20 protein-coding genes are annotated in these 20450 nt (G+C 39.0%); 10 read left to right on the top strand and 10 right to left on the bottom strand.

All coding sequences use genetic code 11. The annotated features are described in order from the left end of the window. Positions 1–56: 56 nt before the first annotated feature. Together HDE68_RS24075 and HDE68_RS24070 are read right to left on the bottom strand one after the other, a co-directional pair. Positions 57–1184 carry a hypothetical protein gene (locus HDE68_RS24075; protein ID WP_183884859.1) on the bottom strand — a complete coding sequence of 376 codons (1128 nt, stop codon included), beginning with the start codon at positions 1182–1184 and terminating at the stop codon, positions 57–59. Between the two features lie 405 nt (positions 1185–1589). Continuing rightward, on the bottom strand, positions 1590–2423 hold the full coding sequence (locus HDE68_RS24070) for a helix-turn-helix domain-containing protein (RefSeq protein WP_183884857.1): 834 nt from the start codon (positions 2421–2423) through the stop codon (positions 1590–1592). Positions 2424–2595: 172 nt separating this feature from the next. Here HDE68_RS24070 and HDE68_RS24065 point away from each other — a divergent pair, with 172 nt between their 5' ends. The 5 genes from HDE68_RS24065 to HDE68_RS24045 all read left to right on the top strand — a co-directional run bounded on the left by HDE68_RS24065 (position 2596) and on the right by HDE68_RS24045 (position 7889). Further along, a complete protein-coding gene (locus HDE68_RS24065; RefSeq protein WP_183884855.1) occupies positions 2596–3960 on the top strand; it encodes an amidohydrolase family protein in 1365 nt (454 codons plus the stop codon). Between the two features lie 3 nt (positions 3961–3963). Continuing rightward, positions 3964–4326, top strand: coding sequence for a VOC family protein (locus tag HDE68_RS24060; protein WP_183884853.1), 363 nt, complete (start codon positions 3964–3966; stop codon positions 4324–4326). A gap of 2 nt (positions 4327–4328) precedes the next feature. Continuing rightward, positions 4329–5456 (top strand): L-dopachrome tautomerase-related protein, encoded by a 1128-nt coding sequence (locus HDE68_RS24055; RefSeq protein WP_183884851.1) that lies wholly within the window; start codon positions 4329–4331, stop codon positions 5454–5456. A 28-nt stretch (positions 5457–5484) separates the two neighbouring features. Further along, entirely contained in the window at positions 5485–6534 is a 1050-nt protein-coding gene (locus HDE68_RS24050) for an aldo/keto reductase (protein WP_183884849.1), read from the top strand. 323 nt (positions 6535–6857) lie between these two features. Then, on the top strand, positions 6858–7889 hold the full coding sequence (locus tag HDE68_RS24045; protein WP_183884847.1) for an MAC/perforin domain-containing protein: 1032 nt from the start codon (positions 6858–6860) through the stop codon (positions 7887–7889). A 23-nt stretch (positions 7890–7912) separates the two neighbouring features. Here HDE68_RS24045 and HDE68_RS24040 read toward each other — a convergent pair whose 3' ends face one another. Continuing rightward, positions 7913–8965 carry a serine hydrolase domain-containing protein gene (locus HDE68_RS24040; RefSeq protein ID WP_183884845.1) on the bottom strand — a complete coding sequence of 351 codons (1053 nt, stop codon included), beginning with the start codon at positions 8963–8965 and terminating at the stop codon, positions 7913–7915. Between the two features lie 152 nt (positions 8966–9117). Then, a complete protein-coding gene (locus HDE68_RS26600; protein ID WP_260171855.1) occupies positions 9118–9789 on the bottom strand; it encodes a helix-turn-helix domain-containing protein in 672 nt (223 codons plus the stop codon). Between the two features lie 611 nt (positions 9790–10400). On the opposite strand from HDE68_RS26600, the gene HDE68_RS24030 reads away from it, so the two are divergent. The 3 genes from HDE68_RS24030 (at position 10401) to HDE68_RS24020 (ending at position 12000) form a co-directional block, all read left to right on the top strand. Further along, positions 10401–11114 (top strand): helix-turn-helix transcriptional regulator, encoded by a 714-nt coding sequence (locus HDE68_RS24030; protein WP_183884841.1) that lies wholly within the window; start codon positions 10401–10403, stop codon positions 11112–11114. A 65-nt stretch (positions 11115–11179) separates the two neighbouring features. After that, positions 11180–11575, top strand: coding sequence for a VOC family protein (locus HDE68_RS24025; RefSeq protein WP_183884839.1), 396 nt, complete (start codon positions 11180–11182; stop codon positions 11573–11575). Positions 11576–11724: 149 nt separating this feature from the next. Beyond that, the gene (locus HDE68_RS24020; protein ID WP_183884837.1) at positions 11725–12000 is read left to right on the top strand and encodes a hypothetical protein; all 276 of its coding nucleotides are present in this window, start codon (positions 11725–11727) and stop codon (positions 11998–12000) included. Positions 12001–12086: 86 nt separating this feature from the next. Here the strand turns inward: HDE68_RS24020 and HDE68_RS24015 are convergent, their stop codons facing one another. Next, the gene (locus tag HDE68_RS24015; RefSeq protein WP_183884835.1) at positions 12087–12944 is read right to left on the bottom strand and encodes an AraC family transcriptional regulator; all 858 of its coding nucleotides are present in this window, start codon (positions 12942–12944) and stop codon (positions 12087–12089) included. An 86-nt stretch (positions 12945–13030) separates the two neighbouring features. On the opposite strand from HDE68_RS24015, the gene HDE68_RS24010 reads away from it, so the two are divergent. Continuing rightward, positions 13031–14467, top strand: a complete 1437-nt coding sequence (locus HDE68_RS24010; protein WP_183884834.1) for an amidase — start codon at positions 13031–13033, stop codon at positions 14465–14467. A gap of 103 nt (positions 14468–14570) precedes the next feature. Here HDE68_RS24010 and HDE68_RS24005 read toward each other — a convergent pair whose 3' ends face one another. Genes HDE68_RS24005 through HDE68_RS23985 form a run of 5 tightly spaced genes read right to left on the bottom strand, consistent with a single transcriptional unit; the run spans position 14571 to position 19447 of the window. Then, positions 14571–15446: a sugar phosphate isomerase/epimerase family protein gene (locus HDE68_RS24005; protein ID WP_260171854.1), complete on the bottom strand. Its 876-nt coding sequence runs from the start codon at positions 15444–15446 to the stop codon at positions 14571–14573. Positions 15447–15499: 53 nt separating this feature from the next. Continuing rightward, the gene (locus HDE68_RS24000; RefSeq protein ID WP_183884832.1) at positions 15500–15880 is read right to left on the bottom strand and encodes a c-type cytochrome; all 381 of its coding nucleotides are present in this window, start codon (positions 15878–15880) and stop codon (positions 15500–15502) included. 30 nt (positions 15881–15910) lie between these two features. Continuing rightward, positions 15911–17611: a GMC oxidoreductase gene (locus tag HDE68_RS23995; RefSeq protein ID WP_183884830.1), complete on the bottom strand. Its 1701-nt coding sequence runs from the start codon at positions 17609–17611 to the stop codon at positions 15911–15913. A 26-nt stretch (positions 17612–17637) separates the two neighbouring features. After that, positions 17638–18222: a gluconate 2-dehydrogenase subunit 3 family protein gene (locus tag HDE68_RS23990; protein WP_183884828.1), complete on the bottom strand. Its 585-nt coding sequence runs from the start codon at positions 18220–18222 to the stop codon at positions 17638–17640. A 49-nt stretch (positions 18223–18271) separates the two neighbouring features. Continuing rightward, positions 18272–19447: an MFS transporter gene (locus tag HDE68_RS23985; protein ID WP_317617728.1), complete on the bottom strand. Its 1176-nt coding sequence runs from the start codon at positions 19445–19447 to the stop codon at positions 18272–18274. Between the two features lie 246 nt (positions 19448–19693). On the opposite strand from HDE68_RS23985, the gene HDE68_RS23980 reads away from it, so the two are divergent. Then, positions 19694–20443 carry a DeoR/GlpR family DNA-binding transcription regulator gene (locus tag HDE68_RS23980; protein WP_183884824.1) on the top strand — a complete coding sequence of 250 codons (750 nt, stop codon included), beginning with the start codon at positions 19694–19696 and terminating at the stop codon, positions 20441–20443. Positions 20444–20450 lie beyond the last annotated feature (7 nt).

The raw sequence follows: 20450 nt of genomic DNA, 5'->3' as shown, positions 1-20450 counted from the left end.
CCGGATATTTAATAAAATAGCCGGCTCTTAACCAGTTCTTTATATGATTAATTGAATTATATCCCTCTTTCTGTGTCTTTAGTAACCTCAGGAATGAAAACCAGGTAGTCGTAACCTTTTATAATTCTTTCCAGCTTCAAATTCTCTACTTTAAGCTTGTTTTTAGAGATTGCTTGTTTCAAAGGTCTCAAATCATAGGCATACCAGTTGCCATCATTTACGACGGTTAAGAAAGATTTATATTGAACTAAATCAGTCAGTTTTTCACCTTTTTGCTTTCCGATGAGCATAATGTGTAATGACTTCCGGTAATTTGCCTCTTCAATATTGGAAACCAGGTTGCCGATATCGAATACTTCCATTAAACTCTCTCCTTTAGGCATGTGATTAGCACCAAATTTGAAAAGATTCTTCTTGTCTTTCCATTCAGGGAGTTTTCCAAAAACCAGATTTTTCATGTATTGAACTCTTAAACGATGAATTTGATTTAAATATAGTTCCCTGCTTAATTTTAGTGCTTCAAGCTGCTCTTTCTCATTGGCTGATAAATTCAGAGCGCTCAATGCGTTCATTTTTGCCAGACAATCGTCAGAGAACAAATAGAAGGTGGTGTTATTTTTTGTGTCATAAGCAGCGGAATTAGCGATCATCTGCTTATAAATTTCTTTTGCTTTAGCATTTTTGGATTGCTTACTCAATTCCGAAAGCAGTAACCGATCTGAAAATATATTAATTTGATCAGCTCCATATAATGTGATATTCTGCTGAACTATGTTTTTGAATAGATCAAACTCAGCTTCACCTTGTAAAAAAGATAAAGCTGAACCTGATTCATTACGGAATTTGTCTAGTTCAGCAGGAGATAAGGATTTAATTTTTGTTGATATTGTGTTGATTGTATATGGATCAATTTCCAGAATATAGTTGTCGAACTTAATATTATTGATAATCGCGTTTGTGAAGTAAGGGACTTCATTGGTGGAATGCAGCTCACCCAATAACACAGAATTGCTTTTGCTGATTTCATCCTGTAAAGTTGTCCAGCCTTTACCTTCGAAAGTATTATTATTGTTTTTTTTAAAGGTGGAATAGTTTTTTTGAATTAAACTATCCATTAAAGTGGTTTGTGCGTAACTGAAATTGGCAATAAACAGGATTAGAATTAGTAGTTTGGTTTTCTTCATTTCTTTTTTTCAGAAAGATATAATTTATTTATCATTAATTTTCCAGAAAATACCATTCTTTTGCCGCCAACTCCACAAGTTCCTTATCATTAAAAGGAACCCTAAATTCAGGAATCGAAACACCAAAACGCCCATCTACCAGAGCAAAGTGATCCCTTGAAAAGAACTAAAAGTATTGTATTGACGATTTCTCCGCAACAGGATTTTTTTAGGTTTTCGAAGAACAAAATTTATAGAGCTACACCGCAGCGTTGGTCAACATGCAAGAAGCTAAAACTTGCCCACTATCTACTTTCGGATAATAAACAAAAACCAGTTGAGGTATAGAGAGGTAGGCTTTGAAAACCTGTCACATTTTTCTTATGCTTTCAGGAAACAGTCCGGTTATGCACCCACAGAAACTCCCTACCCCTTCTGCCGAAAACTCATCGGACTTAATTCCCTCATACTTTTAAAAAAGTGAGACAAATGACTTTCATCAGTAAAGCCAAACTCATCCGCTATATGTTTCATACTCAGTGAAGGGTCCTTCAACCGCTTTTCAATCAGCTTTATGCGGTATTCATTTATATATGCGCGGTAACTGATCCCAAATTTATTCCTGAAATAGTCACTAAAATAAGTAACAGCAACATTAAAATGAGGGGCGATCTGCTTAATTCTAATCAGATACGGATCATAAATATGCTGGTGAATATATGAAATAAGCTCTTCCTTATCCGGCTGACCGTCATCAATACGGATACTCAGCTTTGCTGCTGCTTCCCTGATCAGTCCGAATATGGATAGTATCTGATAATAAATCAGTGGTGAAGAAGCCACATCTTTCCTACAATTATAAGCTACAATATTTTCTACAATCTTCCGGAGAATAGAAACACAGGGTTCGTCCATTTTCAGCTTCACCTCTTTCAGCAGCTTATGACTCATAATGGCCTCTGGTGTAGATAATATCAATGCATCAGGCCTATTCATCTTATGTCCGGCAAAGTAACTGTCTGTAAATTTAATGAAAGTAAAATGCGTACTTTTTCTGATTTCAAAATGATGATGGTCCTCAGGGCTCAGAATAAACAAATCTCCTGTAGTATAAGGAATTTTATTATTATTCAACAGGTGGATGCCCGAACCTTTACGAATGTAAACAAGTTCGTAATAAGTATGGCTATGTGCCGGCAGATGGAATACTTTCTCTTCAAAATCGTGAATCACTAACTGATCAAACTGTGTTCTCTTCATAAGACATTCAAAAATAGGAGAAATCTACAACAAAACACCAGATTTATACAAAGCAAACAAAATACGTTTACCGAATTTTGTATTCAGCAGAGATAACAAGACTCATCAAAAACAAAGCACCGCCGCTATAGGTTTATAAATAAATAACCACTTGAAATAATCGTATCAGTATATGAAAAATATTATCACAACAGGAGCTTTACTACTCAGTATAACACTGCTCATGCCCTCCTTCAAAAGTGTAGATTTACCCGGTAATACCGGCACCTTATTGAAAGATGTCACCCTGATTGATGGAAATGGCGGCAAGCCACAAGAACATATGGATATCCTGATACAAGGTGACAGCATTGCCGCCATAGGCAGCAAATTAAAAACCGGAGGGCTCCATGTCATTGATCTTAAAGGAAAAACCATTATGCCGGCACTCATTAGTGCACATATGCATATTGGTACACTAAAGGGAACAAACACTAAAGCAGCAAACTATACACGCGATAATATCCTGGCCCAGCTAAAAAAGTATCAGGACTATGGGGTAAACAATATCATGATCATGGGTACAGACCGGCCAATGCTATTTGAAAGTGGTCTTCGTGATTCGTCGGCCAACAGCTTATTGCCTGGCGCGCGGATACATTCTGCCGGTTATGGCTTTGGTGTCCCTAAAGGCGCCCCACCTGTAGAATTTGGAATGGACAATGTATATCGTCCTGCCTCCGCATCACAGGTTCCAGCCGAAATGGACAGCCTTTTAAAAGTAAAACCAGAAATGGTAAAAATGTGGGTAGATGATTTTGGCGGTAAATTCACCAGGATGAAGCCTGAAATCTATCAGCGGATCATCACCGAAGCACATCAGCGAAATCTGCGCGTAGCAGCACATGCCTATTACCTCAGTGACGCACGTAAACTCGTTAAAGATGGCCTGGATATCATTGGGCATAGCATCAGAGACAGCGTAATTACTGATGCCCTGGTACAAGAGATGAAAGCAAAAAATGTAGTTTATATCCCTACCCTGTCATTGGATGAATTTGCTTATATCTATGCACGTAAACCAGAATGGCTCAACGATCCTTTTTTTAAGACTTCACTAGAACCTGGTGTATATGAAATGATCACTTCAGAGAAATACCAGCGCGACCTGAAAAATTCACCAGACTATGCTAAAAACGTAAAAGCTTTTGAAACAGCACTTAAGAATCTTAAAAAGCTCAATGATGCTGGTATACTAATCGCGATGGGCACCGATAGCGGTGCTACCCCGGTAAGAGCACAGGGTTTTAGCGAACATCTGGAACTGGAACTAATGGTGCAGGCTGGATTAACGCCATTACAAGCCATTACCATAGGCACCAGAAATGCCGCTCAAGTATTAAAGATAGATCAGAAATTCGGTACCATAGCAAAAGGGAAAACAGCAGACTTGCTGATTATGGATGCCAACCCAGCTACAAACATTAAAAACACCCGTAAAATTTTCGCAGTATACAAAGCAGGAAAAGAGGTGAGTAAAGGACCATTAAAAAAATAAGATATGCTTGATCTCATCAGACTAGACCATCTGCTGATTATCATCCCGCCAGGATCAAAAAAAGCAGCAAGAAAGTTTTATGCCGAAATACTGCTTCTAAAGGAAGTTCCTGGCGGGCATCCCCGTGGAGCAATATGGTTTGAAATGGCAGACATACAAATACATCTCAGAGAAGAAGAAGGTCATAAAACTACCTCAGACCGGCATCCGGCTTTTGTTGTAGCTAAACTGGAAGCAGCCATAAACTTTCTGAAACAGCGGGCGATTCAGGTCAGCTACTCCAGTGAAATTAATGGCCGCGAACGCTGTTTCTTCCGCGATCCATGGGGTAACAGATATGAACTTATTGAATATAAAGAAAAATAAATATGATGAAATATCTTATCCGGACATCTTTTTTGCTCTTAAACCTATTTACTGCAAGCAGGCTAATAGCTCAGCAGCAGCAGCCCGAAATAATCGCAAGTATAACCCCTCCTGCACCCGATATGTCTGGTATTGCTGTCACTTCGGACAATAGAGTGTTCCTTGGTTTTCCGCGTCATGCCGACAATCACCAATCTTTTGCGCTGGCAGAATTAGTTGATGGGAAACCGATCCCCTTTCCTGCCGCCAGCTATGTCTACCCATCATCCAAAGCCTATAAAGACTGGCTGGTATCGCCACATGGATTATATATGGATAAAAATGATGTATTATGGATTTTGGATGATGGCAAGCGTGACGGAATAAAGGAAATACCCGAAGGTGCTGCTAAAGTAGTCGCACTGGACAGCAGGACAAAAAAAATTATCCATACCCTGGTGATCCCTAAACCAGTACTTTCTGATGATGCCCATTACAATGACCTGCGGGTAGACCTATCACATGGAAAACAAGGTACGGTATACATTGCAAATTCAGGCTTTGGGGAGCGTTACTCCCTGCTGATCATCGATGTGGCTACCCGTAAAACAAGGGAAGTTTTGCTCAACCATTACAGCACCTCACCCGAACCTGGCTTTATGGGCTTTCTGGAAGGCAAACCACTCATCTACGATTTTAAAGCCCAAACCTTTCCTTCTGGTGGTATTGATGGCCTGGCACTGAGCCCTGATAGTAAAACCTTATACTGGACAGCAATTACCGGTCGCCGGATGTACAGTCTGCCCACTGCAACCTTGAGCAATCCTGCTGTCAGCGAAAAGCAATTGAGCGATTCAGTGAAATACGAGGGCGAACATCCTGCCTGTGATGGATTGACGGAAGATGAAAAAGGGAACATCTATTTTGGTGCATTTGAGCAGCAATCGCTTGTGCAGCGAACAACTGACGGCAAATATCATTTACTTGCACACGACAAAGATAATTTCGTGTGGCCCGACGGTCTGGCTTACCGCAACGGTTACCTATACGTAACTTTGGGACAGTGGAACCGACTCCCCAGCTATAATGGAGGCAAAGATTTACGCAAACCACCCTATCTGGTAGAGCGTATCAAAGTAAATACCAATTAACAGATTATATATATTAAAAAAAATAAAAATGGAATACAGACAATTAGGCGCATCGGGATTACATGTACCTGTACTAAGTTTTGGGACAGCCACATTTGGTGGTGGTAATGATTTTTTCAAAGCCTGGGGAAGTACAGAAGCCGAAGAAGCAAAGAGATTAATCGATATCTGCCTGGAAGCAGGTGTAAACTTCTTTGATACTGCAGATATTTATTCAGATGGACTGGCCGAAGAAGTCCTTGGAAAAGCTATTGCTGGTAAACAAAGAGATAAACTCATCCTTTCTACCAAGTCAACCTTTACTTTTGGCGAAGGGCCTAACAACCAGGGTTCATCCCGTTTTCACATCTTAAAACAGATTGAAGGCAGTTTGAAACGCCTGGGCACTGATTATATCGATGTGTACCATATGCATGGTTTTGATGGTAATACTCCAGTAGAAGAAACACTGAGAACGCTTGATGATCTGGTACAGAGTGGTAAAGTCCGCTATATTGCAGCCTCTAATTTTTCCGGATGGCATTTAATGAAGTCGCTGGGAGCTTCAGAGAAAAACAGCTGGAACCGCTATGTAGCCCATCAGGTATATTACTCACTGGCCAACCGTGAATATGAATGGGAACTGATGCCGCTTGGTCTTGATCAAAATGTGGGCGCTATTGTCTGGTCTCCCCTTTCTGCTGGCCGTTTAGGTGGTAAATATGGCCGTAATAAACCTATTCCTAAAGAAGGACGGGTAGCACAGGGAGGCAGTCCGGTTCCGGAGATGGTAGTCAAAGAAGATGTATTTTACAATACCATTGATGCATTGGAAGAGGTAGCCGAAGAAACAAACAAAACGGTAGCACAAGTAGCCCTGAACTGGTTATTGCAACGCCCAACCGTATCCAGCATTATTATTGGTGCACGCAATGAAGAGCAGTTGAAACAAAATCTGGAGGCTATTGGATGGAATTTAAACGCAGACCAGGTAAAGAAACTGGACGAAGCCAGCACCGTACCGCCAACCTACCCTTACTGGCACCAATGGCAGAATAAGTCCCTGAATCCTACACCGGATTTCTATACTAACTTATAAATCCGACCTTAAATTATTAGGACTTACCAGCATCTTCAATCATTGTTGTTATCCAAAATTTAACCAGTTGTGAATCACAACTGGTTATCTATTCTCCTGTAAGCATTATAAATTATTCCAGCTGTCTTTCCGGCCAATAATAAACGCCTCTGCATAGGCCACGTTTATGATGATCAATTTCATTTTTTTCTTCTAAATGAAATAGCAATAATAAAAATGAAAAACTACCTTTGCTTTATCTTTAAAAAATGACATATAATTTTAAAATATATCGTTAAAAAGCCAATTTTAAAAACAATAATATACGCACAGATTCAAACTAAATGAAAAAAGAAATTTTAGTCATAGTACTTATTGCCTTATTTGTTTCCTGCAAGAAAAAATCTGACGAAATCACAAATCCAGATAAGAAAGAAAAATTATCATCAACTATTGAACTGGTAGTTAAGGGAGCAAAACAAGAAGATTTACCTCTATATCAATCGTCTGAAACCTATAATTTTTTAGGATTCGGATATGATATTACAGATAAATTTAATGATGAACTTTCCGTAAGGGCAAGTGTAGTAAATATCCCAGCTTATGCTGCCAGCGAGCCTCATGAAATTAACTTAATGAAAGGTACAGAAAGTTCATGGACAACTATTCAAGCTCAAAATGCAGTAGATCTATCAGAAAATTTTTCCAATTCATTTAAAGAAACCAGGGGTTTAAGACTTTTTGGAAACACCGCAGAAAAGTCATTTCCTGAATCAGTAGCCACTGATAAAAAGTATGTTTACGGATACTATTCCAATTACTCTGTTTGGAAAAGATGCAGGTTTTATTATGACCAATCTGTAAATAGCTTTCTAACAGCTGATTTTAAAAGAGATATTACTTTATTGAGTGCTCAAGAGCTTATACATAAATATGGGACACATGTGCTGAGCGGAATAGAAATAGGTTCAAAATTTGATGTCGTTTATCAGGCAGAGGCCCCTGAGAGAAATAGAGGGGATATTATTATGGAGGGATTACGTTATGCATTAAAAGAAACTTTTGGCTTAATGAGTGGCCATTTAGATGACGTGAACTTAGAGAACTTAAATGCAAATTCTTCAGCAAAGATCTATTATAGCTCTATTGGTGGTGATATTAGCAAATTGAAAACTGAAACTATAAATAATAAGCTAAAGTTGAATATTACCAACTGGCGTTCTTCTACAACAGAAGATAAGGCCAGATTTATTGGTATTGATACTAATGGTTTATTACCTCTTTATACTTTTATTGATAATAGCACAAAAAAAGCGGAAGTAAAATCTTATCTCGAACAGTATTTTGCCAATAAATCGGTCAAGCTGATAAATTAAATTTACCAGCTTGACCTGTCTATTTAAAACTGCATCAAAATCTCATCCAGAAGGTTTTGTCTCATCTTTGAGTTTTTTTGGTCCAGAAGTATAATGACACCCCAGTTTTTAACCCTATTGTAAAAAATAATCGAAGACTGTCCCATCGAATCTCCTGATTTTAAATAAATTGTATTTTTATCATCCGTTATGATATTTGTCCCTAATCCCATTTCTCTATTTTCATTTTTATAGAATGTTTTTTCCGTGAGCATAGCAGCTTTACCTATTAAACTTTCTTTATTTAAAACCGCTTTTAAAAACTTAACCATATCAGCAGCACTGGATTTGACTAATCCGGCAGGTTCCGTAACATTCCATTTAATAAACTCCTGAATACCACCATCAGGATTATGACCAGTTGTTCTGTTTTTTACGTTAAAATCTTTTGTCAATGTATGAGTCATCTGCAGAGGCTTAATAATTCTTTCTCTAATAATTTCACCATAGTTCTTGCCATATATGTTTTCTAATATTTGTCCAAGTAAAGTATACCCCATCGTAGAATAACGATATTTACCATAATCTTTTAACTCACTGCAATTATTGATTATAGTAACCAATGTTTTTTCAGTTACACCAGTTAAAGGCTGTTGCGGATTTAGTGCGATTAACTTTACAAAATCTATATCAGGCAAACCAGACTGATGAGAAGCGAGGTCTGAAATTTTTATTTTGTTTTTAAGATTTCCCTGCAATACGTACCCCTCTGGAAGAAAGTTATCGATATAATCATCTATTTTTATTTTATGCTCAATAACCGCTTGTGCAATCATATTTGAAGTTAAAATCTTAGTAATAGATGCAATTTCGAATAGGGAATTTTTATCAATTCTAACCTCACTTTCTGGATTCAACTTGCCATAGGCGGTATAGTACACTTCATTATTATTGATCAAACCAAGGCTGATACCTACCTCAGGATGTTTTTGATAATTATCCCTGATGATGGAATCAATCTTTTGGGTGATATTCTGCCCAAAAGAAAAGTTGCTTACTAATAATAATGCTGCTAAAAGTTTGAATGAAGTTTTCATTGTATCGTTTTTTATGTTAGAAATTATTTCGATACAAATATGTGATAGCAATCAAACCTGTGCGACCGGGTAAAAGTATTCGTACGCATTTATTTCAAAAAATACGTACGGGTAATTAAAAATGCAAGTACGAATAATTACAAATAATTGTTTTACAGATTTTTACGATAAGAAGTTGGTGTATTACCAGTCTGTTTTTTAAAAGCTGTATTAAAAGAAGATTTAGAATTAAAACCTACCTCGTATAGAATTTCTAAAACAGTTACCTTACTTTTTGTCACATCTTTTAAAATATCCATTGCACGCTCTATACGATAGGTATTCACAAAATCATAAAAATGCTGTTCTAATTTATGATTAATTAAAATTGAAAGGTCCCGAACGGGGATTTCAATAGCATCAGAGATATCCTGAATGGTTAAAGAAGGATTAAGAAATGGTTTTTCTTCGGTCATATACTTCTTTAATTTCAATAACTCTTCACTATATACTTTTTCAGTTACAGCCAACTGCTCATTATTTTTCTCTTCGGAGATGATATGCTGTACGAGCTTTAATTTTGAATCGATATTTCTAAATAGGCCTGGATTATTTAATGCTTTATATAAATACCAAAAAATAATGATCAGTTCAAATATGAAAAGTCCAATTTTCAACCATTCAGAAACATTAGGATATTCACTAAATTTAAAAATGTTTTTTAGCAGCGCAATAAAATAAAAGGCTGATAATGCCAGCGCAAACTGAAATAACCAGTTAAGTGATTCAACAATTGCTCCTGCATAATTTTCAAGATATATCTTTTTCGCTTTTCTTAAAGTCATAAAAACGGCAATAAGATATAATACTATTTGAACATGTATCAAAACATGATTGAACTGTATTTCCAGCATACTCCCACCCTTCTCAATAAAACTAATTTCAGAAGCCAGGTTCACCATATAAAAGCGGGGCAACAAAACAAGGTTTGCTATAAAAAAAGGAACAATATGAATTAAATGCCTTGGTCTTAACTTAAAATCAGCATAGCAGACGGATAAGACATATAAATAAAAAGATGGAAGTTGTAATAAAAAAATTGAGCTAATAAAAACCCTTGCATTTAAAGGGATTTCGAGCAAATAGCCCAGGTTTGCACTTATATCAATTGCAGTTAAAATTAGAAAAAAAGCAAAAAGACGATTACTTAATTTATGTTCCGTTTTGACCGTAACCAAAAAAAATGATAGAAATAATGAAATGAACATTGTAATTACAGCAATTGTACCTAATAAATTAACCTTATCCATTAATTATTTTCCATAGTTTGTTTACAGTTTCACGATATTCCATCTTTATCCATTCAATAGTGTGGCTAATTTAGCTAATTTTAAAGCATACTTTTACAAGTATTCCATCAATTTATTAACCGGTATTTAGAATTTTATCTGTATTAATGGACAATAATGATACAAAAAGAATTTCAAGGCTAACTGGAATTTTAATACAATTACAATCAAAGAGGCTTTTAACATCAACAACACTTGCTCAAAAATTTGGCGTAAGTATCCGGACAATTTATAGAGATATAAAGGCTTTGGAACAAGCTGGCGTCCCAATAATTGCTGAAGACGGGAAAGGATACTCACTGATGGAAGGTTATAGAATCCCACCGGTTATGTTTACTGAAAATGAGGCCAATGCGCTGATTACCCTGGAGCAAATCGTACTAAAGAACAGCGATAGTTCTCTTATCGAGGCCTATACCGATGCAATCAGTAAAATAAAAGCAGTGTTATTGTATAAAGCGCAGGATAAAGTTGAATTGTTAGCGAATAGGATTGCGATCAGTCCTGTGATACAAAACAAACGTACAAGCAGTTCTTTAACAGTCATTCAAAATGCACTAACAGCTTTTAAAGTTTTAAATATTACATATCAGTCAGAAAAAAATCAGCAAACAGAGCGAAGAATTGAGCCCTTTGCACTGTATTACACTTTACAGGAGAGCTGGGCACTGATCGCCTATTGCCAGTTAAGAAAAGATTATAGAATGTTCCGTCTGGACAGGATAGAAAAGATTGAAACACTGGAACTACATTTTAAACCTCACGATATAACACTTGCTTCCTATTTAAAGGATAAAATGGAGAAATTTCAAAACCCCTGACACACTGCTGTCACGAAGCCACTTTACTTTTGTAATACATCATTTCAACAATTAAATGAATTATTATGAATCTAACATCATTAAGAATTATTACCACTGACATCGAACGTTTAGTTCAATTTTTCGAAACAGTCACTGGCCTGACTGCGCAGTGGTACACAGAAGAATTTGCAGAGATCTTAACCAACAAGGGTACGCTTGCTTTAGGAAGTACCCGGACAATGAGTTTGTTTGGGGAAGGACTTGTACAACCAGGCACCAATAAAAATGTGATTATAGAATTCCGCGTTGATAATGTCGATGAAGTCTACAAGCGCATTAAGAATTCTGTTAGCGACATTGTGCAACAACCCACAACAATGCCCTGGGGGAACCGTTCCTTATTGTTTCGCGATCCGGACGGGAATTTAATTAACTTCTTCACCCCTGTCACACCCGAAGCAATCAAAAAATTCAGTTAAAAAAACTGAACCAATTACAAATCATTGTTAAATCATCTTCTAATTCTTCCTGATATGCTGTAATAAATTAATATCATTAAATTTGCCGGCCAAATGAATAAACGGTAGCAAAAGAATTTGAATATTATAAACAATTATTAAAACCATAAATGGAAGAAAACGATTTTGTATCCATCTGGCTGGAAGAAAGTGGAAACCCGGCTATAGAAGAATTAAACAAGCTGAACCTGGATGTTGCCGATAAAACTGCAAATATATTAGCCGATAAAGGTCTTTCTGAAAATGACCTTTCTGTCTCCCTGGACATCAATCCGGATGAAATCAAAAGATGGCTGACCGGAAGGCATACTTTCAGTATGAAGACAATAAACGAGATCAATGGTATACTGGCAGATTATTCCACAGGAACAATAAATAAAAGCTAATTTTAGCAAAGGTATAAATACCGGTAAAGTCATCATAATCAAAACTATAAAGCTCCTGTAATATATATTAGCAGGAGCTTTATACCCTAAAGCACCAACTCATTTTTCCTGAATACTGAAGGGCTCACCCCTTTATATTTCTTAAATATTCTGTTTAAATGGCTCTCGTCCGAAAACTTCATCTCACTCACAATCTCATTGATCCTCATATCACTGCTTAAAAGCCGCGTTTCAATTATTTTGATCTTATATTTCAAGATATACTCCTGCAAAGTTTCACCCGCATGCTTTTTAAAAAACTTACCAAAATAATTAGGTGATATATTAAAATGACTACAGATCACAGTAACTTTCAACCGGTCCGGAAAATAGATATTATCCTGTATATATTGAAAAACTCCCAAAAGCTTCTGATCAGTAACCGGAGAAAGGTCTTCAGGTAAACTACCGGCAATAGATCTCGCAACCAAAATAATCAAACTATTCATCAGCTGCTGAATCAACTCTTTACTATAGAGATTACTGCATCGCTGTTCTTCTACTATACTTGCCGCCAGCGATCTCACTAATACCTTATCAATCTCATCTTTTAAAATGCATCCTGGTAAATGCGTAGCATGGTGCAGTATAAATTTCAGTTTTTTTACCCATTGCACACGCTCTCTGTCATTTACACCAACAGGATCAGACTTGAGATAAATATCATTGAAGCAAATAAACAGCACCTTAGTGGTTGTAAGTACCTGGAACGAGTTAAGATCGTCGGGAGTGATCAGCAGTAAATGGCCTGCAGCATAATTAAATGTATTCTTATTGATATACTGTATCCCTGTTCCCTCAACTATATAGACCAATTCGAAGAAATTCTGGCTATATCCTGAATTTGAACACTCATTGATCTCTTTATAAAGGATCTCAAATGGGTAATATAGATTTTGTTTCACGCCCAAATTTACTCTTTTTATGGCAAAATAATACAGATGTACACCTACTATATCAGCATAAATTTGCTATCACAAAAAAAAATAGCATGAACTTACAAGAATATAGCAGCTTTGATGGCATAGGCCTGGCTGAGCTGATCAGAAAAAAAGAATTAACAAAATCTGAAGTTGCAGCCTGTGCAATAAAAGCAATTCAAACTATCGATACTAAATTAAATGCGGTAGTTGAATATTATGAAGAACGGGCAGTTATCTCTAATACACTTTCGTCGAATGGCCAGCCTTATGATGGCGTTCCAATGTTATTAAAAGATCTGGGGGCCCATGAAGCAAATAAAAATGCAGAAATGGGGAGCAGAATGGCCCGGGGCTTAAAATTTGGCCATGATAGTGAATTGGTAAAACGTTATAAAAAGGCAGGCCTTAATATTTTAGGCCGCACTGCTACTCCAGAATTTGGTGGTTCAACCCTGACAGAATCTCTCGCCTGTGGCATTACCCGCAACCCCTGGAACCTCAATTTATCTCCCGGAGGTTCTTCAGGAGGGTCTGCTGTTGCAGTTGCAGCAGGAATAGTTCCCATAGCGCACGCTACAGATCTGGCAGGTTCGATCCGGATCCCCTCAGGATTCACTGGCCTTGTTGGTCTCAAACCCAGCAGAAACCTTAATCCTGTAGGTCCTGATGCGGGTCAGCTTTTCCTTGGTCTGGCCACTGAGCATGTTTTAACAAGAACTGTCAGAGATTCCGCAGCAGTCCTGGATGCAACAGCCGGACCTGCAGCAGGTGAATTCTATTATACACCTAAAAACACGAAATCCTACCTGTCGGCCATGTTAGAAAGACCAGCATCACTCAAAATCGCTGTAAATACTGATCCATGGATCAGTACATTTGTAAATGCCGAAGTCCTTCAGGCAACTACCCTGGCAGCAAAACTTTGTGAAGCTCTTGGTCATCGGGTAGATTCGAACCGTTTTGATCTTGATGAAGAACAGGTCCTGAATTGTATGGAGACCATCTGGGCTTGCTATACAACATATGGTATCAATAACTTAGCTGCGATAACAGGAAGAGAAATTTCAACAAAAACACTTGAACAGAGCAGCCTTAACGGCTATCATGCCGGAATAAATTACACTTCACAGCACCTTATCGCAGCCGTAGAATATTCCAATACCGTATCCCGCACAGTTGGTGATTTCTTTGAAAACTATGATGTAATGATCACACCTACAAATGCGATTCAGGCCCCTTTGGCAGACCAGAATATTCAGGACCTTAACTGGCATAACTGGGTGCTGGAAGCTTGTAAAGTTGCTCCTTTTGGCCAGGTATTCAACATTTCAGGTGCCCCGGCAATCACGCTGCCTTTGGGATGGAGCAGCAAAGGAATGCCTATTGGTATCACATTTTCAACAAAAATCGGAAATGAAGCTATGTTGTTTAATCTGGCAGCCCAGTTAGAACTTGCTCAGCCCTGGAAAGACCGTAAACCAAAAAATCACATCTTTTACTCTTAATCACAGAGAACAAAAAAGGCTTGCAAATTAAATGATTGCAAGCCTTTTTTAACCTGATCAGCCTTTAAATCCAATCAGGTCAGAAATCAGTTAGTCTAATAATTTATCTCAGAATCTGATCCTTAATAAAATTGAAGCTCTGAGTAATAGAACCAATCATATCAGGTTTATAATTCGTTTCATGCTCCACAAAAAAGTATTTCATTCCAGAAAGCTTCGCATGTTTGAAAATATCCTTATAATCGATTGTTCCCGAACCAATTTCCGCATTCAACTTCGGATCTGATTTATCCATGTCTTTAATATGCCACATCACAAACCTTCCAGGATTAGCTTTAAAAAGATCGTATGGCTTAAGACCAGAGCGGATAACCCAATAAATATCCATTTCAAAATCAACCAGTTTTTTATCCGTCTGCTTTAACAAAATATCCATTCCTGTTTCATCGCCATATTTGATAAACTCAAAATCATGGTTGTGGTAAGCCAGTTTCAGCCCGGCATTTTTACAGAGTTGACCTGCATAGTTGAGTCTTTTCGCCAAAGTCCTGTAATCCGCGGCACTAGTCCTGGTCTCTGGTTGTAGCCAGGGAATCGTCACATATTTTAGTCCCAGAATTTTAGCGGCAACGATTGCAGCCTTAAGTTCAGCCTGATCACCTGTTTTCAAATAGGGAAACATATTAAAATGACCGCTGATTGGTTTTAAATGGTTCTCTTCAAGGATTTTTTTGAGTTCCACCGGTTTCAGGCCCCAAAACTGGTCCTTGATGTTAAAACCATAAAGCTCCACCTGTGTGTAACCCGCCAGTGAAACTTTTTGCAATGTTCCCTTTACGTCTTTGGGCATCAGTTCACGAAGAGAATAAAGCTGTAAACCAACGTCTTTTCTTTTTTGGGCATTCGCAGTTAGTATCCCCGTGAAGCACAGGACAGCAACAAGCAGCATTCCCGATAAATTTTTCTGTAATTTTAACATATAGATATTTTATTTAATAGGTGATATTCTTATTGCACATTGAAAATAGGTAATTATTTCTTTACCGACAGGATATATTTGACCATTAGAACTGCATCGCTTTTTTTCATTGAAGGATGCGCTGACATCGGCATTGTTCCCCAGACACCAGTCCCTCCATTGATAATCTTATCTGCCAATGCGTTTACATTCTTCTCAGTAGGTTTATATTTTTGGGCGATGCTGAGATAGGAAGGCCCGATAATCTTATTCACCTTGTTATGGCAGCCCATACAATCAGACTTACTGATCAGCCGCTCACCTGCACTTACCTTATCTGAAGCACTTGTAGAGATAGCAATGGATTCGCTGTTTTCTCGTCTGGCCCCATCTGCATTTGAAAAGGAGGCCATTAGTATGACTAATACCCCCATTGTTAAAATTGTTCTTTTCATTGTTTATGTGTGTGTGTCGTTTTATAGCATTTACAAATTATTCTTTTTCATTTCACTGACCGCGTAATCGCAGGCCCTGGCGGTAAGTGCCATAAATGTTAACGAAGGATTTTGGCAGGCAATTGAAGGCATACATGAACCATCGGTGACAAATACATTGCTCACTTCATGCATCTGGTTCCATTTGTTCAGTACAGAGGTCTCAGGATCTTTACCCATTCTTGCTGTTCCCATTTCATGGATCGCCATACCCGGATAACATTCAGAGTCAAAAGTTCTCACGTTTTTCATTCCTGATGCCTCCAGCATCTCCGCTGCATCATTCATCATATCCACACGCATTTTCTTCTCATTCTCCTTGTATTCACAGTCTATTGACAACACAGGCTGTCCCCATTTATCTTTTTTAGAATGATCAATGCTGACCTTATTCTCATAGTAAGGCAACATCTCTCCAAAACCACCCAGACCGATTGTCCATTTGCCGGGTTTGGTCATCTTTTCCTTAAATCCTGCCCCAAAAGAGAGTTCTGCAACATCACTTTGCCAGTTCTCGCGGCTGGCCCCACCCTGATAACCAAAACCACGCAGGTAATCTCTTTTGTCATTACCAATGTTCTGGTACCGGGGAATATAAATTCCATTTGCCCTGCGTCCATAGGTGTATTTATCTTCAAAGCCAGGTGCATCCCCCGATGCTCCGCACCTGAAATGATGGTCCATCAGATTATGGCCAAGCTGACCGCTGCCATTTCCAAGACCATTGGGATGCGCTTCAGAAGTCGAGTTAAGCAAGATAAAAGTTGAACCAAGAGTGGAAGCATTAACAAAGACAATCCTTGCATAAAATTCCATGGTTTGTTGTGTCTGTGTATCGATCACCATCACTCCCTTAGCCTTTTTGGTATCCTTATCATAGATAATATGATTGACGATCGAATAAGGCCTCAAAGTCAGTTTATTGGTCGCAACCGCAGCGGGCAGGGTTGCTGACTGCGTACTAAAGTATGCACCAAAAGGGCAACCACGGCTACAAAGATCACGATACTGACAATTGCCCCTGCCCTTGTGCGGAACGGTCAGATTGGCCACGCGGCCTATCATCATAATCCTTTCCCTGTTATACTTCTCCTCAATTCTCTTCTTCACCGTTTTTTCCACGATGTTCAGGTCCATTGGAGGCAAAAAGCTTCCATCAGGACAAAGTGGCCAGTTTTCCTTTGACCCACTGATACCTGCAAATTTTTCAGCATAATCATACCATGGAGCCAGGTCATCATATCGGATTGGCCAATCAGCCCCATGTCCATCTCTGGCATTATCCTCAAAATTCGTCTGACCAAACCGGTAACTCTGCCTGCCCCACATCAGAGATTTCCCGCCAACATGAAAGCCCCTGTACCAGTCAAATCTCTTTTCTTCTGTATAAGGACATTCAAGATCATTTACCCACCATTTTGAATTTGCTTCCTGAAAAGGATAGTCCCTTTTCTGAACAGGATGAGTTCTTTTTTGCTCCTCGGTCAACCGGCCTGCATGTTTAAACTCCCAGGGGTTCTTCATCGCGGTGTCGTAATCCTTTATATGCTCTATATTTTCTCCGCGTTCCAGCATGAGCACGCGGAGCCCCTTTTCAGTTAATTCTTTCGCAGCCCATCCGCCGCTAATCCCTGAGCCAACAACAATTGCATCGTAGGTATTTTCAGCCTTTAGATTAGTGTTTATATTCATGGTGTGTTTTATTGTTTATAATTGAATTAAGTTGCCCAGGATTTCTGACCAGGTTTCAATACGGCAGAACCGTCATACCTTCCGGGTATCTGTACATATGCCCTTGCCTGTGTACAACCGATCTCTGAGGAGAAATATCCAAGCAGCGTCAGGTCACGTCCAAGGATAAAAAAGGTTGTCAGCGGACTTGAATCTTCAGTTCTGTTGGTTCTTTCGGCAATCACTATCTGCCTGATGTCCCCTGCATAGCGGTTTTTCTCTGCAATGGTCATTACACTAAAATCCTTTTTATAATCATGCAGTGCTTTTTTCCTGAACTCCAATAAGCCCTGATAAAAAGCCAGCCTCTGCTTTTCCGGATAGCAGTCTGCTATCATCATTGGAATAAATTTACCCAGCCCTGCCAGCTTTGCACCTGCAGAGCCTTTTGTGGCAGGGATAACGACATCTGCGAAATCCGCCAGTAATTTCCTGTCCTCAGGTGAAAAACTGATCCGCTCACCCAATTCTGGTAGAACAGTAAAACTCTCGAACAAAACACCCATCGTGGTTGCAGACAGCGCTCCTCCTAACAGGAGCGCGACGTTCTTCAATGCCTCTCTTCTTTTCATTTTATTTATGTATTAATACTATTGCAGGATCATGCTTTTGCTCAAAAAATTAAACACTGGATTTCCTGAATGCATAGGTTATTGCAACACTTAAAAGTAATATCCCGGTGAAAGTCAGCGCAGCAGTCAGAGAGAAGTGGTAGGCAATAAATCCCAGAAGTGCCGGTCCTGCCAGCTGACCTGCGTAGCCCATTGTACTTATTGCAGGAATCGCAGCCGAAGCCGGTATACCTTTAAGCCTGCCACCTTCACTAAAGAAAACAGGTACTATGTTTGCAGCTCCTACCCCTAAGAGTACAAAACCCAGAAGGGTCACTGAAATCCATGGGGTTGCCACAGCAATAAAAAGTCCCAGAGCAGCAATAAGGCCACCGCCAACCACTACCGTTTTTCCGCTAAAGCGTTCCACTATACGATCTCCCAAAAGACGCATGGCTGCCATTGCAATTGAAAAAGTTGCATACCCAACTCCTGCAAACTCTGCATCTATTCCTCTGCTCTCCTTTAAGAAAAGGGCACTCCAATCCAGCATAGCTCCTTCGGACAGAAATACGGCAAAACATGCCGCACCCAGGAAAATTACTCTTGGACTGAGCCAGCCCGATCTGGTTTTTATTTTATTTTCCTGCTGTGTATCATTTTCCGGTTCAACACCTTCCTGCTGTTTGGAGAACAGCGACTGGTATTTCCATAACAGGATAACTATAAGCAGGGTTGAAATTGAAATCGCAGCGGCTAAAGGATTGAGTCCTGCCCTCATCAATAATCCCAGTCCCAGGGAACCACATAAACCACCTACACTAAAAAGACCATGAAGTGAGGACAATATAGGACGTCCATATTGATTCTGAACATGAATACCATGAGAATTCATTGCTACATCAATGACACCTATCCCCCCACCAAAAACAAAAAGTGCTGCTCCCATCATCCAGGGATTTGGCATCAATAACAATATAGGGAGGAAAATAGCAGCGATCAGTCCCGAAATCAGTATCACGATTCTTGTACCATAAAGTTTAGAGAGGTATCCGCTCAGCGGCATCATTGAAATTGCCCCTGCCCCAAAAAGCAGCAGCAGCAGCCCAAGGTTACCATCATTCAAGTGTAGTCTTTCTTTTGCAAAGGGTACCATAGGCGCCCAGCTTGATAGCGCAAAACCGCAAACCAGGAATATATATTGGGTTGCTTTTTTTGCGCTGATTGTTATCTGGTTATTTTCCACCTTGCAAATAAATGCAAACATTTGCAAATTTGCAAATAATAGCAAGACATAAAACCTGGAAATTTGCTATCTTGTATCAATTCAATTCAATAGTATCTGAAATTTTACGCGCTCTTGCTTTAAACTCTGCAATAGAGCGCAGGATTTTTTGCTGCTTGCGTAAGTCTCCTGATTACACGATTAGATGATACCGGGATTTTATGCAATGAAAGTTTTATGCAATGAAAGAATTATATTTGCAATGAAATGATAAGAGAAAAACGGTTCGAGCATATAATCTCCAGTCTGAAGAATACAGATATGGTCACCTATAGTGTGATGTCTGCAGATCTTTCAGTTTCTGAGGACACTATCCGCAGGGATATTGACTATCTGCATGATAATGGTCTTTTATCAAAAGTCAGAGGTGGGGCAATTTCACGTAACAAGAATCCCCTTTCCTTTCAGGACCGTACTAATTTTCAATCTACGGAAAAGGAAGTGATCGCCATGAAGGCCCAGTCTTTACTTAAGCCCGGAATGACAGTATTCATGGACGGTGGAACAACAGTTTGTGCAATTGCAGAATGTTTACCTACCAACACCTCATTGCGGGTAATAACAAATAATATAGCTTTGATTCCTTTGCTGGGCCAGTTCCGCGACATAGAAGTCATTGTACTTGGCGGGAACTATGACAGAGATACGCAAACAAATACAGGTGCCAGAACCTGTGATGAGGCCGCTCAATTCGTAGTCGATCTTTATCTTATGGGCACTTGTGCAATCTCAAAAGATTTTGGCATCACTGCATCAATGAGAGAAGATGGTGCTGTGAAGAAGGCAATGCTGAAAGGTTCCAAAAAGGTAGTTGTACTCAGCAATAGCAGAAAAATAGGCACTAACGAACCTTTTGTAGTCTGCGGTCTGCAGAATACTCATGTGCTGATCACTGAACTTCCCAGTAATGACCCTAAACTTGACGAACTGCGTTTTAAGAACCTTAAGATCATCTAGCCCAAGG

The sequence above is a fragment of the Pedobacter cryoconitis genome (assembly GCF_014200605.1).
Lineage (GTDB): Bacteria > Bacteroidota > Bacteroidia > Sphingobacteriales > Sphingobacteriaceae > Pedobacter > Pedobacter cryoconitis_B.
The sequence above is the reverse complement of the archived record's forward strand: the minus strand, read 5'-3'. Positions and strand labels throughout refer to the sequence as shown.

Bases quoted from the DNA above. Each gene is read 5' to 3' on its own strand.
- HDE68_RS24075 (WP_183884859.1), bottom strand. From the start codon at position 1,184: ATGAAGAAAACCAAACTACTAATTCTAATCCTGTTTATTGCCAATTTC.
- HDE68_RS24070 (WP_183884857.1), bottom strand. From the start codon at position 2,423: ATGAAGAGAACACAGTTTGATCAGTTAGTGATTCACGATTTTGAAGAG.
- HDE68_RS24065 (WP_183884855.1), top strand. From the start codon at position 2,596: ATGAAAAATATTATCACAACAGGAGCTTTACTACTCAGTATAACACTG.
- HDE68_RS24060 (WP_183884853.1), top strand. From the start codon at position 3,964: ATGCTTGATCTCATCAGACTAGACCATCTGCTGATTATCATCCCGCCA.
- HDE68_RS24055 (WP_183884851.1), top strand. From the start codon at position 4,329: ATGATGAAATATCTTATCCGGACATCTTTTTTGCTCTTAAACCTATTT.
- HDE68_RS24050 (WP_183884849.1), top strand. From the start codon at position 5,485: ATGGAATACAGACAATTAGGCGCATCGGGATTACATGTACCTGTACTA.
- HDE68_RS24045 (WP_183884847.1), top strand. From the start codon at position 6,858: ATGAAAAAAGAAATTTTAGTCATAGTACTTATTGCCTTATTTGTTTCC.
- HDE68_RS24040 (WP_183884845.1), bottom strand. From the start codon at position 8,965: ATGAAAACTTCATTCAAACTTTTAGCAGCATTATTATTAGTAAGCAAC.
- HDE68_RS26600 (WP_260171855.1), bottom strand. From the start codon at position 9,789: ATGACTTTAAGAAAAGCGAAAAAGATATATCTTGAAAATTATGCAGGA.
- HDE68_RS24030 (WP_183884841.1), top strand. From the start codon at position 10,401: ATGGACAATAATGATACAAAAAGAATTTCAAGGCTAACTGGAATTTTA.
- HDE68_RS24025 (WP_183884839.1), top strand. From the start codon at position 11,180: ATGAATCTAACATCATTAAGAATTATTACCACTGACATCGAACGTTTA.
- HDE68_RS24020 (WP_183884837.1), top strand. From the start codon at position 11,725: ATGGAAGAAAACGATTTTGTATCCATCTGGCTGGAAGAAAGTGGAAAC.
- HDE68_RS24010 (WP_183884834.1), top strand. From the start codon at position 13,031: ATGAACTTACAAGAATATAGCAGCTTTGATGGCATAGGCCTGGCTGAG.
- HDE68_RS24005 (WP_260171854.1), bottom strand. From the start codon at position 15,446: ATGTTAAAATTACAGAAAAATTTATCGGGAATGCTGCTTGTTGCTGTC.
- HDE68_RS24000 (WP_183884832.1), bottom strand. From the start codon at position 15,880: ATGAAAAGAACAATTTTAACAATGGGGGTATTAGTCATACTAATGGCC.
- HDE68_RS23995 (WP_183884830.1), bottom strand. From the start codon at position 17,611: ATGAATATAAACACTAATCTAAAGGCTGAAAATACCTACGATGCAATT.
- HDE68_RS23990 (WP_183884828.1), bottom strand. From the start codon at position 18,222: ATGAAAAGAAGAGAGGCATTGAAGAACGTCGCGCTCCTGTTAGGAGGA.
- HDE68_RS23980 (WP_183884824.1), top strand. From the start codon at position 19,694: ATGATAAGAGAAAAACGGTTCGAGCATATAATCTCCAGTCTGAAGAAT.